Here is a 15726-nt window from a genome sequence, read left to right as displayed (position 1 = left end):
TTGCCTTGAAAGCCCCTCTTATGAATATGGATTCAAGCCAGTAATGAAACCTAACCCCTCTTCCCTTCCTATCCAGCTGAAAAGTTGTAGAGCTATTCCTGGTTATGTTCCTGGCTATTCACAACCACAAGTCATAATTGAGTTGGAATTAAATGTAAGCCAAGTGAAGCCCCATGCGCTGAAAGCCTTTGATGCCATAATGAAAAAGCTATTGTCGCAGCAACCTAATTGTCCGATTGGAATTGCTCTGGGGAGGGAACCGGTCTTAGGGAGGTTGGCACGTTGCTCTCTTTCGATTCTTGAAAAGGCAGGTATGCCCCTGTTTTTTGAAACGGTTAGAGGTTTACCCAAGAGTGGCAAAAAAACAGCAACTCTCATATTTCCTGGACTTGATCATCATGAGTATCCGGTTAGAGAAGCAGTCATACAATCGATCAGACTCTTTAATCTCGCTATAGCCGGAAGGTTAACCACAAATGCTGGAAAGCAGGTAGAGACCACGATTGGCCATATAAAGGGGATCGCTCCTAAAGGGATGAACTCATTGCGATTTCTTAGTGCAGCAGATCAGTCTGGAATACCCTGGCGGAAAGTACGAGGAAATGTATACCAGTTTGGTTGGGGCGTTAACGCACGTTGGCTTGATAGCTCGTTTACGGATAACACTCCAAATATTTCAGCGGGATTGGTTAGAAGAAAAGATACAGCAGCTCAAATATTAGATAGCTCGTTGATCCCTGTTCCGAAGCACTATTTAGTAACTAGCGGAGAACAAGCCATAAAAGCGGCTGAACAATTGGGATACCCCGTTGTAGTTAAACCCGCAAATCTGGATGGAGGCAAAGGGGTAGAAGTTGGTCTTAAAACTTCTCATTCTGTTCGTGACGCTTATACAAGAGTGTCTGAATTATCGAACCTTATTCTTGTAGAAGAATACATTGAAGGTAATGATTATCGCATTCAGGTATTTGAAAATAAGGTGTTGTGGGCTAGTCACCGTATGCCAGGAGGGGTGACTGGTGATGGAATCACAACAGTTGCAGAATTACTGGACATAACAAATGCGGACCCTCTGAGAGGGGAGCCAGGTAGTAATGCATTACTAAAGCGTATCAAACTGGATGACGAAGCATTTGCGTTACTCGAGGAGCAAAACCTTAGTGTAGAGTCAGTTCCTGAAGTAGGAAAATTTGTACGGTTGCGGCGGGCATCCAATGTGGCTAGCGGAGGAATGCCTGTTCCAGTTTTAGATATCGCACATCAAGATAATTTGGAACTAGCGGTAAGAGCTGCTCGAGTTTTACGCCTGGATCTGGCAGGTATTGATTTGTTAGTGCCTGATATAAGCCGCTCTTGGAAAGAAACTGGCGGTGCTATATGTGAAGTTAATGCGCAGCCGCAGCTATTCCCCCATCTGCCCGCAGAGATACTAGAAAAATTACTGGTAAATAAGGGACGTATCCCCGTGGTTGTGATTGTTGGCCAGGTCACAGAAGAGCCTTGGTTCAGGGCTTTGCGTGAAGCGTTGGATAATGATGGCCGTTGTGTGGGGTTAGCATTGCCAACGAGCACCTGGATCAAAAATCAGCAAATCTCTGATGCCGTATTAGGGGGTTATCGTGGTGGAAGTGCATTAATAAATGACTCTACGGTTGAACTGGCTGTTTTAGTAATAGACCGTGATGAAATAGAGAACAAGGGATTGCCGGTGGATAAGATCGATTTGCTGGTGATCGCAGGCCCGGAAATTGATGATAGTGAGGAAGACGATTGGGCTCGTTCCAGAAAGTTATGCTCCTCTCTATGTTCTATCAGTGAAGAAGTTTGTATTGATGAGAAATATGCTCACTGGATTGAGTCTTTAACTGAGGGCTCAACTGTAGTTCGTCAGCCAGAAGAATATACAAACAAAGTATGCAAAGTTATATCGGGGATGTAATGCAAGACAAATCTAAGAAGGTATGTTTAAGCGCAGCAGAAATAGAAAAACTATCTTCTCACTACTTGAATGATGGACGAAAGCAGGAATCCTGGAAAATAGAGCAAGTTGAAATTAGTGGGGATCTGTTGAATGCGACTTTGTCGATGAGCTCCACCTATGTGTCTGATACGGATGAACATGGCTTTCATCTGACAATTTTTTCCACCCTCGAATTTCTTTCACAGCTGATGATTATCTACGGTCATAATTGGGCCGGGCTGGATGAGAAAACAAGAGAGGGCTGGATGGTTGAGAGCCATACTAAGACTGTTAGAGCTATCCGCAACCCAAATGCTATTTATGTGGAAATGAAAGTACAAAAAATGCGCAAGCGAGGCGAAAACTTATATTGTTCAGCTGACTTTCGTGTGACCGATGAGCAAGGCGGGCTCTTTGAAGTAAAGCTAAAAGGTTTCTTATCTTAACTGTTTTAAATACTTTTAATCTTTATTCCCAGATTCACTCTGCTTATGTTGAGATGAGGGCCAAATTAGAACCCGTTTGGTTATCGGTCGCATGAGCATGTAAGCAGCTCGAAGGGCTTTGTTTGTTAAGCCGTTATGAAGACGGACTCCAAAATTTTAAGACAGGCTTTAAGAGGTTTTTATGCATAGTCCTGATGTCTATTGGGTGATCGGTGACTCTACCAACTGTGGCAAGACGACCCTTACTTGTGCGACAGCGCGTGTTCTGAACGCGTCTGGTCGAAGTGCTATCGCATTCAAACCGATTCTCGGAACACGTTTTAAAGAAACCTATGAGTTGTTACTAAATTATAATCCAGAGTCTGAATACGGACTGTGTGGCGACGAATCAATCAATCTATTTCTATCCTCAGACCTTAGTGATTGGAAATTGTTAGATGTGGTAAATCCATTCTGGATGTTGTTTCGTGAAAGCATCAAAGAGCCTATGCTTGTTCGTTGCGGATCAAAGTCATTAAACACGCTTTCTTATCATAAAAGCCGTTTGTTTGATGAGTTTACTGCGAAAAAGGATTTAAAGAATTTTCTCGGTTACTCCCCGCTGTCAAAGCTGGATATGACCGCTTTACCTACCCCTGGTGAATATCTACCTAAAATAGAATCTGCCTATCGTTATATAGAAGGCCTGAACCCAGATGCTATTGTTATCGAGAGCGCGGGCCCCTTTTTGCCTGTCTGGAGGGAGGAGCAGGCAGTTACTCATATCATATTCATATCGGCAGGGAGCGTTTATTTGTTCCCTGAGATAAATTTAAAAAAACGCTTTGATACTTCAAGAGTGCTTCACGTCAAGAACATACAAGCTGAACTCAATGCTGCAGGCGATAGTGCTCGTTCGCTTAAAATGAAGCAGGTTGAAAGGAGCCGGGTCTCAAGCTTTTCGGATAAACTTATGGCGCAGTTACTTCGTTTAAAGGACTGAAGTAATCACCGCTTTTCGTCGAGTCTATCCCAATATCGATAGCCTATTTGTCAGAGACCCAAGGTCTAGGCCAAGACCAACAGATGATGGCCCCTGAGGCGGGCTCTGTTCCATGACTGCCAAGTGGTCAGAAATTTTCTATTGTCTGCATAGGAAAGCTTAAAGAAGAACTGCTCATCTGATTCCGTCTCGACATCATCAATGAGTTGTACAGCAATATCTAATGAAAAACGCCTTCCTTAAAGGCCTGCGCACCGTTGGGTCCATAAGCCAAAATCTTTATGTTCTATGGATTCAGAACGTTATGGCCTTCTAGTATGTTGATCAAAAAAATCTGCTTGATTACTATGACCGAAATTTTATTCAAACTACTATGCTAGGCCAAGTAATGGGAATTCCAGAACAGAATATGATTGGACTTGATAATATTTATTATTGCTGTGTTCAAAAAACTGCAAGCCAATGGTTGCGTGCGGTGTTTGATGATCCATTATTTAATCAATATACAGGTCTAGCTATGCATCCATATAGGGTGCTTGGGTTAAATACGGCCAATATAACTGAGCCTTTTCCTGAAAAGACGGTTGTTACCCATTTGTATATTAATAATGACACCTATAAAAATATTAAAAAAAGTGGTGCATATAAAACTTTCTTCATTACAAGGGACCCGAGAGATAGTGTTGTCTCTTGGTATTATTCAGCGAAGTATTCTCATAAGCTCATGGACCCAATTCCAGAGATGAGAGCTCAGCTCGTTCAGCTTAATAGGGATGATGGTTTAAGGTATATAATCGATAAAATTGACTCTTTTGGTTACTTCGATGCCCAGCTATCTTGGGCAAAAAGTGGTGAAAAGGTATTCAATTACGAGCTGATTTCAAGAGATCCTGAAGAGTTTTTGAAGCAGCTATTTATATTTCTAGATATTCATATGGTCCCTGAGGATTTTCAACAGCTTTGTCATAAACATAGTTTTCAGAAGAAAGCTGATGGTAGAGAGCAAGGTGAGGAAGATATAAATTCGCACTTTAGAAAAGGTGTCGTTGGTGACTGGAAAACTCATCTTGATCAGGGCTTACTCGACTATCTGGATAGTAAATCGCCTAATTTAATTGAAGAGTTAGGTTATCAATAAAATAACCCAGCATTTGTTTGTTTTTATTTCTACTAAAGGCAATCAAATATCATATTTTTTTTGTAATTGCCTTCTGTGACAATCTTTTGTTCACATCTATGTTACTTGAATAACACTTACCAATTTATGGCTCTTACTAACGTTGTTTTATGACTGGTTTTCGCCAAGGTTAGAGTAAAGAGGTAGATCCATCTCTCCTGAGATGGATCTATAACCGTGGATCAATTGCTAATCAGTCAGGTACATCTGCTATAGAAGGCACTACTGCAGATGGAAGATCCGACAGAGCAGCAAGAGCGGCTTCGTGTACTTGCTCGGATGGAACCGCTTTGCCCGTTACTTTTGAGGGCAGAGAACGGGTCGCTGTAGCTGAAGCTACCACGGTAGGGTTATAGCCTAAGCTGAAAGCACCACGAGCAGTGGAATTGACGCACATATGAGACATGAAACCAGCCAGGATAAGGTTGGATACCCCTTCATCCTTCAGCAAGCTATCTAGCTCGGTTTGAGTGAACGAGTTAGGGAAGTTTTTAGTGATAACAGTTTCCCCATCGATAGGAGAGACAATATCTGCAATCTGTCCAATAGGTGCACTCACATCATATGGGGTACCTGGTCCCGCATCATGTTGAATGTGGAAAATTGGCCGTCCAGCTTCACGGAAGCGATCTAATAGTTTTTTGCATTCCTCTAGCGCTACTTCAACACCGTCAAGCTTCATCACGCCCTCGCAGTAGGTGTTTTGCGCATCAATAATAATTAGTGCAGAGTTACTGATAGCGCTGGACTCATGTCCCAGACCTGCAAGATCACGAATGGTGGTTAATTCACTCATAATTTCTCCTTAACGGCTTTATTTTGCTGCGTATTTAGTACGGGATTGTTCATCCTGATTTTTTAGAGGTTGATATTATTTGCCGAACCTAGATGATATACCGGAGGCGTAAGCGGCATAAAAGAGGCTGAAAGTGACAAAATCTCAGATTGATATCGGTATCGTGCATTACCCCGGCGCGTTGCTATCTGCAGTACAGGGTTTGGCAGAACAGTTTTATCTGGCGAATACAATCTGTAATCAGCATGGATTAGGCGATGTATTTAAAACTCATATGTGTGATGGTTCACTGCTGGATACAGTGGCAGAAGCTGAGATAAATCCGCTTCGGGTAATCATTCTACCTCCCTGTTTGGATGATAGTTATTACCTTGACCCTCAAGCAGGATTGCTCAGGTGGCTTAAGCAGCAACACCAGAATGGAGCGATTATCTGTTCTGTCTGTGCAGGCGCTTTTGTGTTGGCGGAAACCGGGTTACTCAACGGTAGAAGGGTTACGACGCACTGGGTGTTAGCCGATGAGTTCTCTAAACGCTTTCCCGATGTGGAACTGGATAGTAACAAACTGCTGATCAACGATATGGACATTGTGACGGCTGGAGGCCTGATGAGCTGGATCGATCTTGGTCTGGAGCTGGTGGCTCAGTTCACAAACTCACAGATTATGCGCCAGTTAGGTAAGTTTCTTATCGTAGATACCTCTCCGAGAGAGCAACGCTACTATCAAACTTTCACTCCTAAACTTGGTCACGGAGATGATGCCATTGTGAAGGCTCAGCATGCTCTGCAGCGCGATTTTAATAAAACGGTTGTGATAAAAAATCTCGCCGAACTCTCTCATCTCACAGAGAGAACTTTCTTACGCCGTTTTGTGAAAGCCACAGGCTTCAAACCAACTCACTATCTACAACATTTAAGGGTGCAAAAGGCCTGTGAGCTTATTGAAAGCAACACCGGCTCTTTTGAAAAGATCGCCACCGAAGTCGGCTATGAAGATATCAGCGCGTTCCGCAAAACATTTGTAAAGATTACTGGGCAGACTCCTAAAGAGTTTAAAAGACGCTTTGTCTGAATATTGATTCTAAGCTGACGCTGTGTTTTCCAGATCACGGAACGTAAGGTCTCAGCTCACCTTAAATAGTTTATCGAACTTGGCAACTTTAAGGATTTTAGATGCAGAATCAGAAGGGTTTTTCAGCGTTACCTCGCCACCAGACTTTTCTGCCTTCTCCTTTAGAATCAATAACATTCCAAGAGCAGAGCTATCAATATGCAGGGTTTTGGATAGATCTACGGTGTATTTAGTATTGGGTTCATTGTGGCTGTCATAGGCCGCTCTGAACTCCTTGTGAATGGAGTAATCGAACCGGTCTGCAACATCGATAGTGAGACTTTTCTTGGATGAATCAAGGTGGGAACGAATCATAGCGAAGGATCTCTTAATCAGCCCTCCTTAGCCTTTTAATATATTCTTGGTGATCCTAAAGATCATACCGTACTTGATTAGGGTATTCACTTATTTTTTGCTTCGATTTTGAGTGGTTGCGAGGGCTTAAGTTAACGCTCTACGATAAATTAATAGCTCTATATACCGTTGGGATAGCAAGACTAAAAGTACTTTTTGATGTCTGGTCTAGGTTACGCAGCTGAGTTGATTTATGTTGGCCGACAGAATTGAAAATAATAATTCAGAATTTCCCGCCAATATGGATGCTTGAAGCAAAGCGACATTGCTATCCAGATTCACCTGGCTGATTGTTAGTGAAAGGGCCTTTGGGGAGATATACCCCCTTGCGGGGGTAAACATTTGGGGAACTATCAATGCAAATTGCGGGCGAAGTTTAAATAGACCAGCCCTTCAGAATTCTCAAATTTTCGTCCCACTTACTTTCCTGATTACCTGCTGCGGTTGGTTCCTTTTCCATTAGTGTATTGATGTTATCCATCTCAGCGCTCTGCGTAAGCGACGGAGGCAGAATCACATTATCGATAACATGAATGACGCCGTTACTGGCCATGATATCTGCGCTGATAACATTAGCTTGATTGACCATAACGGTTTTACCGTTATAGCTCAGGCTAATCTGTTCACCTTGAACTGAGTCAGCAGCCGATAGAGTGGTTGCTGTTGCTGCATCAACTTTTCCTGAAACAACGTGATAGGTGAGTACACCTTGAAGTTGTTTTTTGTTTTCGGGTTTAAGCAGTTCGTTCAATGTTTCTTCAGGGACTTTGCTGAAGGCTTCATTGGTAGGGGCAAATACTGTAAATGGGCCTTCCCCTTGTAGAACTTCTGCCAAATCAGCAGCTTTAAGAGCCGTCACTAGGGTGGAAAAGGCTTCATTGCCAGCTGCAATGGATACGATATTCTGTTTATGTGCATGATCCGCACTGCCCCCAGCGAATGCTGTCATGGGGGCAGCAATGATAAGCGCAGCCGTTAATTTCTGAAGTAAATTCATGGTTCATCTCCTGGTTCGCGTTAGCTTCAATCATTCGCTGTAATATTCCCTTACTACTAGTTACGAGATGGTGTTGAAGTTATGTTCCTTACGCGGCCTTTAGATGACTGGATCAATTTACGGTTGGCTATTTATCACAAGGGCTGGTATTTAGTTCACGGGATCGGGTGTTGAAGTCCTCCATCAGCTGCATAAACTCTGGGCTGGATAGAGCAGTTTTGCGGAATAAGAACTGGAAATCCTTTGTATCATTTTTTACCGGTTGAGCAATTAACTCTTCATACAGAGCAGAAGCTTTCTTGAATTCTGGGCTGAGTTTGGCCAGTTTTTCTTCCTGCTCAGGTGATAGCTCCAACCATAGATTAATGCTCCCCCAAGTGCTCACTTCTTCCGGAAAATGTTTTAAAGCAGTGTGGACTGCGTGTTTATGGCGTTCGATCGACGCCAACTGGATATCCCGATATTGGTTAAGCCTTTCTACGTATTCTGGTAGAAGCTCAGCTGCCAATTTCGAGCTATCGTGTTGCCAGCTGATTTGCGCTTGAGTATACAAGTCGTACTTTTCTGTACAGCTAAGTGTTTCGGCAGAAACAGAAGATGAGATAGCCAATGTGGTACACAACGCGAGGCTATTGAAAATGCGAGCGATTTTATTAGACATTTTAGGGCAGCTTTTCTAGATGTTTTTACTGATTATACGGCGATCACAACGGCTATACGCAGCTACTTAAGTATTGAAATTGTCAGTCAAATAGGCCACATGGAAGGCGATGGTGTGCTGCTGAAGTAGGCCCTACTAGAAAACTGATTCCCGGATAAAAATCGCCATCGCAGTCTGTATAAAATCGTCGATATACGCTCTGGCCTGCCCATGGATCACAACTCTTCCTCTAAGGGTTCGTGGCTCATCTGATGAGTAGCTGCTGTTTAGGGACAGAGTGACTTTGTAGACGGCTTCTTCTGGAATCAGGTTCTTTCCACTCTGGCGGACCAGTATCTCACCTCCATGGGTTGAGGCAAGCATGCCTTGAGGCAGTGTTCGGGTTGCGTCACGGTCTATGCTGTGCACTGTTACCGCTAGCTGAGGCAGGTCTGCGGCCTCGGGATAGAAAGAGCCAATATTGCCCGTCTGGATTCGCTGTAACTGGCTTGGAGTCATATAGGTAACTATCTGCCAGGATGAGGTATCTACCACTGAACCGATCACCTCATTCGCGCCTAGCCAGCTACCTGGCTTAAGATTCTGGTCTTGTGGATAAAAATGACCTGACAGCGGGGCAGTGATTTGATAACGGGTGAGTTCTTGTTCTAAGCCTGCTAACTCGCTCTGTGCTTTCTGCTGCTGTGCTTCTAATGAGGCAAGCTTTTCACGCAGGCTTTCGGTAACACCGGCGGTGGTGCTTTGCCACTTCAGGGTCTCCAGCTGAGTTTCAATTGCTTTTATCTGGAATCGGATGTCTGGGGCATCCAGTCGCATAATGCTGTCGTTTTTGGCGATATGGGTTCCCTGGTGGGTATTTATCTGCAGGACTGTAGAAGGACCTGGAGCAACCAGGAACTGATATTTTTCGGGTTCCAGAATTGCCTGGGTACTGACTCGCTGATCCCAAGGGATGACTGCAACGGCTATCAAACCTGCCAGAAACATCAGTGTGACCCAGGTACGTAGCGAAAGAATGATGCTAAGACTCTGGCTGAACCAGACTTTTATCTCTTTAAACATAGGCAGAATAATAAACCAGAATAGTTCCACTGCAGCCAGTGCAGGTCCCAGCGGCTTGGGCAGGAAGTTATATAGCATAATTGCTATACCAACGAACAGAATCAGCCGATACAGCCAGGTGGCAAGACAGAACAGAATTAGACCGCGTTGGCGTTTAGCGCTGAAATATTCAGGAGGTTCTTCTTTTAAGCCAAAGAGTAGCTCACGCAGCCACCACCTTCCCATGGCAAAAGCGCGTTGATGCAGGTTGGGTATCTCTAACCAATCCATGACCAAAAAGTACCCGTCAAAGCGCATAAACGGAGAGGTGTTAATTAACAGGGTTGAGATCCAGGTAGTGCTGGCAAGAATAAAGGCCGCATCTTTTAACATCCCCGCAGGCAGCAGTGCCCAAAGCAAAGTAGACCAAGCAGCTAAATAGAGCTCGGTCAGAATTCCCGCAGCACCAACCAGCAGTCGCTGACGTTTCTCTTGCAGCTTCCAGACCTCATTTACATCGGTATAAGCCATGGGGAACAAGACCAGAAATGCTACACCCATGGTTGGAACACGACAGCCAAAACGTTTTGCAGTGAAAGCGTGGCCGAGTTCGTGCAAAAATTTGGCAAAGGCTAGGGTAATAGCAAAGGCGGTTAACCCCTGCCAGCTGAAGGTATCTACCAGTGATGCGGTAAAAAGGTCCCACTGCCGTGATAATTGGAACAGTCCTAAACAAAGCGCAACAAAGGTAATCGCCTGAAAGGTTTTGCTATAAAGGGGATTGGTAAGAAATTTCCAGTGGCTGAGCCAGGAATCCGGTTGCCAGAGAGGGATCCGGAAAAACAGATAATGGTGCAGTAACCACTGCCATAGAGAGGTTTTCTGCTTCTCTTGTTTAGCTTTGAACCAGTTAGAACTTTCTGGGCTGTTTTGCTGGAGAAGTTCATTGTCGCTGAGGAACTGAACAACTTGCTCAATATCTACCAAGTCTACTGATATAGGTGTTTCGTCTTCTATCGCCTTTAGAATCTGCTCCGGGCTGTTCAGATGCCAGCGTGAAAGTACCTCAAAGGTGAGCCAGTCAATCTGGAAGAACAGATTACGTACTGGGTCCTGAAGTGACCAGGTTGGCGCTCCCTGTTCTGTTGTTGGGGCTGGGTAGAGGCTTAGCTCCTGACGAAGAGTAGGTTGCATCTTACCAGCCTAACCAAGCCCTTGTTGAAGCGATCGGGCGACGGAATATCCAGTAGCCAAGTGTTACTTTCTCCCCTTCCAGCTTGGCCGTGCCTTTCAATCCGATACGGGGACTGTTGTCACTGTCAGTCAGTTTGGCGCGAACCCGATAGGCATAGTTACCGTCTGGACGTAGTTCGGCCTCATGGGCGATATATTGTAGTTCAGCGTTGATCGATTTTAACGGTTCGGAACTCAGATAAAGAGTAACTTGAGCATTGTCTTGAAGTGGGATAAGATCAGATGGGGCTAGCCAGGCTTCCACTTCGACTTCGCGTTCATTTGCCAGCACCATGATCTTTTCGCCAGTAACAACCGGGCGTCCTTCCCACTCTGAACGGTCATTAAACAGTACGATACCATCGTGTTCTGCTTTGACGATGCCGCGGGCATGCAGGTCGTTCAGGTAACTGATCTCTGTTTCTTTTTCGGCCATCTTCCCTTTAAGTAGAGCCAACTCAGTTTTATGACGCTGATCATAGAGAGCCTGTTGCGCTTTCTGACGGTAATCAGCTTTGATCACAGCTAGAGAGTCTTTGGCAAGCTGCATCCGGTTTTCGATACTGGTGCGGTCATATTCCAGAATCTGCGTATCAGTGTTTACCTGATCATTAGGCTGAATATTCAGCTCTGCAATAACACCATCAAGCGGTGCACGAATTATCGTTGGGTTGAGCGGAATCAGTTCAGCAGGCGCCAGTACATTCTGCTTAACTGGATAAAACATCGCAGCGGCAGCCAGCCCAAGGATGATATTTCGTGGGTGGAACACAAGACGGAGTCCTTGGCTAATAGCGCCTTTGCTCTGATAGGGCGAAGGTTTCCACCAGCGGCTGTTCTGCGCCATCAGGTAATCAGAGCGCGCCCAGACTGATAACCACTCTTTCAGTAGTTGGATCTCGTACTCGTGCCAGGGCTGCTCTCTGGATAGAAAAAGGCCTCCATGAGACTCTTTATTCGCATCGATGACCAATGGAATAAAAAGCCCATTCGCGGGCGCCCACTCCTGCCACTGTTGTGCTGCTTTTCCAGTGAGTTTGCTTGCATTCACCATCAGAGGTTCACAACCCTCTTTGTGCAGCCGTTTGCAAAGTTTGTTCAGCCACTGCATATAGGGTGCATTTGCTTCGGGTGATGCTACGCCGGAAATATGTTGGATGCCGGTTTTTGGAAACCAAAGTGCTGCCTGACGATAAGGGCTCAGGGTATGAGTTTCATTTACGGCAATAAATGCCAGCTCCTGACGATCTTTGGCACTTCGGCATCGACGTGACAAGTGCAACAGTGCATTCAGTAGCTGGGCTTCAGGACTGGGAATGTTAGCTGCGGTCATATTCAGACTTCAGACTCACGTGCTGTGGATAACTCATTCAGCGCCTTACTTAAGGCTGCTAATTGATCCTGATTCTGTTTCCAGGCAAAAACATTTTGTGACTGTAGTTGTTCAGATAACCCTGCCTTGCCCTGAAAACTGGTCAGGTTGTCATCTGGGTTAATCTGGATAATTAAAGTGGTTTCTACCTGACGGCCAGCGGCGTCACTGGCCATAACTTTAATCTCCAGCTCTCCGCTGAAGTCTGCTGGGGCTTTGCCGCTGAAGACCCCTGTTTCGGCATTAAAGTTGAGCCACTGAGGAAGATCTTGACCATCGGCTATCTCCGCTTGGTAAGCAAGCTCAGACGAACTGTCTGTATGGCTGAAGGTATTTGGCGGAATTCTATAGTTGAAAGCCTCTCCACTGACAATAGAAGGTCCGGACAGCATTTGTGGAACAGTAATGGCAGATCCAATCGGATTGATATTATTCTCTTCTGCCTCTACTTCCTTCATGATTTTGTCAAAGGCTGAGTTAAATACCCTAACCACTTGCAGTTCATGTTCTAGCGCTATGCTTTCAGGCACCTCAAATAGCTGATCAGCGTTAGGGCGAGTATCCAGCAACCCCTGATCTTGCTCTGCACCAAATAAAAGGTGGTCAATATCAGGCGTGAGTGAGCGATATTCAGATAGAGGTGATTGCTCTACCACGGCAAATCCAACAAACGCTTCTTGCCCCGACAGCTTCTCTAAGATCTCAGGACGTAATTGTTCTGCTTGCAAAGGATCATCGTAGACAGGCCTGATAATGGTAACTTCGTAACTCGAGGTGGCTGTATAATCGAGGATATCTGTCACCGTGAAGGTGATCGTAGCTGCCGTATCACCTTCAGGTGATGAGTCCAGACGTGGAACAAAATCGTAGGTTATTGTCCTTGTCGCTTCGTCGTAGGCTGTTAGGGTCAGCTCACCAGTGTCTGTATCCAGCGTAATAGCGTTACTGTTGATCGCCTCCAGATCCGCAGGGGTAAGGTCATTTCCATTAACGGTTACAGTAGACAGGCCTTCCGCTGCAGTGAAAGTGAAACTGTTATTAAGCAGTCTGCTGTTCTCAGGTAGCTCCACTCTGGTTGGGATGCTGAGATCTGCGGTAGGTGGAATATCTATTCCGATAACGGTGATATCTACAGTGGTGTAGTCCAGGCTGCCATCGTCATCCGTGATGGTGTAAGTGAAGCTGTCGAGCAGCGTCATACCATCCTGCAGTGAGTTAACTACAGCATTGCTCTGATCGAGAACATAAGTGTAGGAACCATCAGCTTGTACTTGAAGGGTGCCATAAGTGCCAACTACTTGAGTGTCCAGAGTTGTCGGGTCATTCAGGGTTGCCATGGTATAACCTGAAGCAAGCCCTACAACTTCATGTTCGCCATCCATACTCAGTATGTCAGGTGTGTTTGGCCCGGTGATCAGATTTCCAGTAACAAGACCAGACTCTGAGGTTTCCTCAATATCATTGCTGTCGGGCTGGGCATCGGGGACCGAATCATCAATAGAAATATCCAGTACATCAGAAGCCGTACGTGTGTTTACATCCGTTGTTGTGATGATAAAGGCATCTAATATCGGCCCAGAGCTATGGTCCAGAGGGGCGGAAAGCAGGGTGTACTCGTAATTGGTTTCACCTGTACTGCTATCGTATCCAGTAATTGTGATTGTGCCGAGAGAGGAGGTCACAGCGATAGGATTGTTTTCTGCATCTAATAGTTGAGCAAGTGTTATGTCGGTGCCACTGATGCTTATGCTGTCTAGCCCATCCTCAGCCAAAGCAATAAAGGATGAGGTAATACCGGAACTGGTTTCAGCGATAGTGATATCACCATCGGTTTCAGCATTGGAATCCTCGATAGTTACAATAGGTTCGCTTACACCATCAATAGTGATGGTGATGGTTGTATTGCTTAGGCTACCGTCTGCGTCTTGCAGGGTATAGGTAAAGATGTCGCTTAGGCTTTCCCCTCGGTTGAGGGCATTAACTTCGCTGTTTGAAGTATCAATTGTGTAGGTATAGTCACCATTGCTTTGAATGCTCAGAGTGCCATAAGTGCCGGTAATATCAGTGTTAATTGTGCCTGCATCGATCAGATCAGATCCGGTATCCCCTACGGCTATGCCAACAATAACGCTAGGCGTGTCATAGCTTAACTGATCTGCTCCCGTTGCATCGGTGATTGCATTACCCATAACCGTATCTGTAAGGGGTTTTTCATCAATATTGTTACTGTCTGGTACGGCAATTGATGCGCTGTCTTCAATCAGGATCTCCAGAGTATCAGTGGTGGCGCGAGCGTTATTGTCAGTGACGGTGATACTGATACTGTCGAGCGGGTCACCTTCGCGATGGTCGATAGGCGTGGCGCTTGAGCTGAGATAGTTATACTGCACCACTCCGGTTGCATCGTTATAGTCGGTAATGGTCAGGGTGCCTCTTGCGGTGGTTACAGCTATAGGTGTTGTGCTCGCAGCGAGTAGCTCTGCCGCAGTAATGTCTGTGCCTGCGATGGTCAGTAGGCTAAGCCCATCAGCTGCTTCGATAGTAAAGCTGGCAGCACTGATCTCCACCCCTTCCTGCGTGGTGATATCTCCGTCCGCTGTATCGTTACTATCGGTAATGGTGATAACCGGTTCATCGACGCCGTTAACGGTAATGGTGATTAAGGCATGGGTTACACTGCCATCTGCATCTTGTAGGGTATAGGTAAATAAATCGTCGAGGCTTTCACCTGCAGCAAGGGCATTAACATCGATGTTAGCGTTATCCAGGGTATAGGTGTAATCGCCGTTGCTTTGAATATTCAGCGTACCGTAGCTGCCGCTGAGCTCTGTGCCTACGGTGCTGGCATCAACTAAGTCGGCATCTGTATCACCTACCGCCAGACCTGAAACCACACTTGGTGTGTCGTAGCTGAGCTGATCTGCACCCTCTGAATCAGTAATGGCGTTGCCTGTGACGGTGTTGGACGCAGGCTTCTCTTCAATGCTGTTGCTATCTGCTTCGGCAATTGAAGCACTATCTTCAATCAGGATCTCCAGGGTATCAGTTGTGGCACGAGCGTTACTGTCAGTGACGGTAATACTGATGCTGTCGATTGCGTCACCTTCGCTATGGTCGATAGGCGTAACGCTTGAGCTGATATAGTTATACTGCACCTCTCCGGTTGAATCGTTATAGTCGGTAACGGTCAGGGTGCCTCTTGCGGTGGTTACAGCGATCGGAGTTGTGCTCGCGGCGAGTAGCTCTGCCGCAGTAATGTCTGTGCCTGAGATGGTGAGTAGGCTAAGCCCATCTGCTGCTTCGATAGTAAAGCTGGCCGCGCTGATCTCTACCCCTTCCTGCGTGGTGATATCTCCGTCCGCTGTATCGTTACTGTCGGTAATGGTGATAACCGGTTCATCGACGCCGTTAACAGTAATGGTGATTAATGCATGGGTTACACTGCCATCTGCGTCTTGCAGGGTATAGGTAAATATGTCGTCGAGGCTTTCACCTGCAGCAAGGGCATTAACATCGATGTTAGCGTTATCCAGGGTATAGGTGTAATCGCCGTTGCTTTGAATATTCAGCGTACCGTAGCTGCCGCTGAGCTCTGT

Annotated in this window: 12 protein-coding genes; 5 read left to right on the top strand and 7 right to left on the bottom strand. The window is 45.6% G+C overall.

Going from position 1 to position 15726, the window contains the following annotated elements; translation table 11 throughout:
• The first annotated feature begins 43 nt into the window (after positions 1 to 43).
• The 4 genes from GY843_RS06630 to GY843_RS06615 all read left to right on the top strand — a co-directional run bounded on the left by GY843_RS06630 (position 44) and on the right by GY843_RS06615 (position 4526).
• Positions 44 to 1939, top strand: coding sequence for an acetate--CoA ligase family protein (locus GY843_RS06630; protein WP_297307779.1), 1896 nt, complete (start codon positions 44 to 46; stop codon positions 1937 to 1939).
• On the top strand, positions 1939 to 2406 hold the full coding sequence (locus GY843_RS06625) for a hypothetical protein (protein ID WP_297307777.1): 468 nt from the start codon (positions 1939 to 1941) through the stop codon (positions 2404 to 2406). Before GY843_RS06630 ends, GY843_RS06625 begins: the two co-directional genes overlap by 1 nt.
• 181 nt (positions 2407 to 2587) lie before the next feature.
• Complete coding sequence (locus GY843_RS06620) at positions 2588 to 3388, top strand: hypothetical protein (RefSeq protein ID WP_297307775.1); 801 nt, start codon at positions 2588 to 2590, stop codon at positions 3386 to 3388.
• Positions 3389 to 3776: 388 nt separating this feature from the next.
• The gene (locus tag GY843_RS06615; protein ID WP_297307773.1) at positions 3777 to 4526 is read left to right on the top strand and encodes a sulfotransferase domain-containing protein; all 750 of its coding nucleotides are present in this window, start codon (positions 3777 to 3779) and stop codon (positions 4524 to 4526) included.
• Between the two features lie 232 nt (positions 4527 to 4758).
• On the opposite strand, the gene GY843_RS06610 is transcribed toward GY843_RS06615, so the two are convergent.
• Positions 4759 to 5361 (bottom strand): cysteine hydrolase family protein, encoded by a 603-nt coding sequence (locus tag GY843_RS06610; protein WP_297307772.1) that lies wholly within the window; start codon positions 5359 to 5361, stop codon positions 4759 to 4761.
• A gap of 133 nt (positions 5362 to 5494) precedes the next feature.
• Between GY843_RS06610 and GY843_RS06605 the strand changes: the two genes are divergently transcribed.
• On the top strand, positions 5495 to 6433 hold the full coding sequence (locus GY843_RS06605) for a GlxA family transcriptional regulator (protein WP_297307770.1): 939 nt from the start codon (positions 5495 to 5497) through the stop codon (positions 6431 to 6433).
• 51 nt (positions 6434 to 6484) lie between these two features.
• Here the strand turns inward: GY843_RS06605 and GY843_RS06600 are convergent, their stop codons facing one another.
• The 6 genes from GY843_RS06600 to GY843_RS06575 form a co-directional block, all read right to left on the bottom strand.
• Positions 6485 to 6787, bottom strand: a complete 303-nt coding sequence (locus GY843_RS06600) for an STAS domain-containing protein (RefSeq protein ID WP_297307768.1) — start codon at positions 6785 to 6787, stop codon at positions 6485 to 6487.
• A 415-nt stretch (positions 6788 to 7202) separates the two neighbouring features.
• Positions 7203 to 7823 (bottom strand): fasciclin domain-containing protein, encoded by a 621-nt coding sequence (locus GY843_RS06595; protein WP_297307766.1) that lies wholly within the window; start codon positions 7821 to 7823, stop codon positions 7203 to 7205.
• Between the two features lie 127 nt (positions 7824 to 7950).
• On the bottom strand, positions 7951 to 8484 hold the full coding sequence (locus GY843_RS06590; protein WP_297307764.1) for a hypothetical protein: 534 nt from the start codon (positions 8482 to 8484) through the stop codon (positions 7951 to 7953).
• 135 nt (positions 8485 to 8619) lie between these two features.
• Positions 8620 to 10719 carry a site-2 protease family protein gene (locus tag GY843_RS06585; RefSeq protein ID WP_297307762.1) on the bottom strand — a complete coding sequence of 700 codons (2100 nt, stop codon included), beginning with the start codon at positions 10717 to 10719 and terminating at the stop codon, positions 8620 to 8622.
• 1 nt (position 10720) lies between these two features.
• The gene (locus GY843_RS06580; protein ID WP_297307760.1) at positions 10721 to 12091 is read right to left on the bottom strand and encodes an HlyD family secretion protein; all 1371 of its coding nucleotides are present in this window, start codon (positions 12089 to 12091) and stop codon (positions 10721 to 10723) included.
• A 2-nt stretch (positions 12092 to 12093) separates the two neighbouring features.
• On the bottom strand, positions 12094 to 15726 hold a 3633-nt coding region (locus GY843_RS06575), incomplete at its 5' end, for a VCBS domain-containing protein (protein WP_297307758.1).

The sequence above is a fragment of the Neptuniibacter sp. genome (assembly GCF_024231755.1).
Classification (GTDB): domain Bacteria; phylum Pseudomonadota; class Gammaproteobacteria; order Pseudomonadales; family Balneatricaceae; genus Neptuniibacter.
The sequence above is the reverse complement of the archived record's forward strand: the minus strand, read 5'-3'. Positions and strand labels throughout refer to the sequence as shown.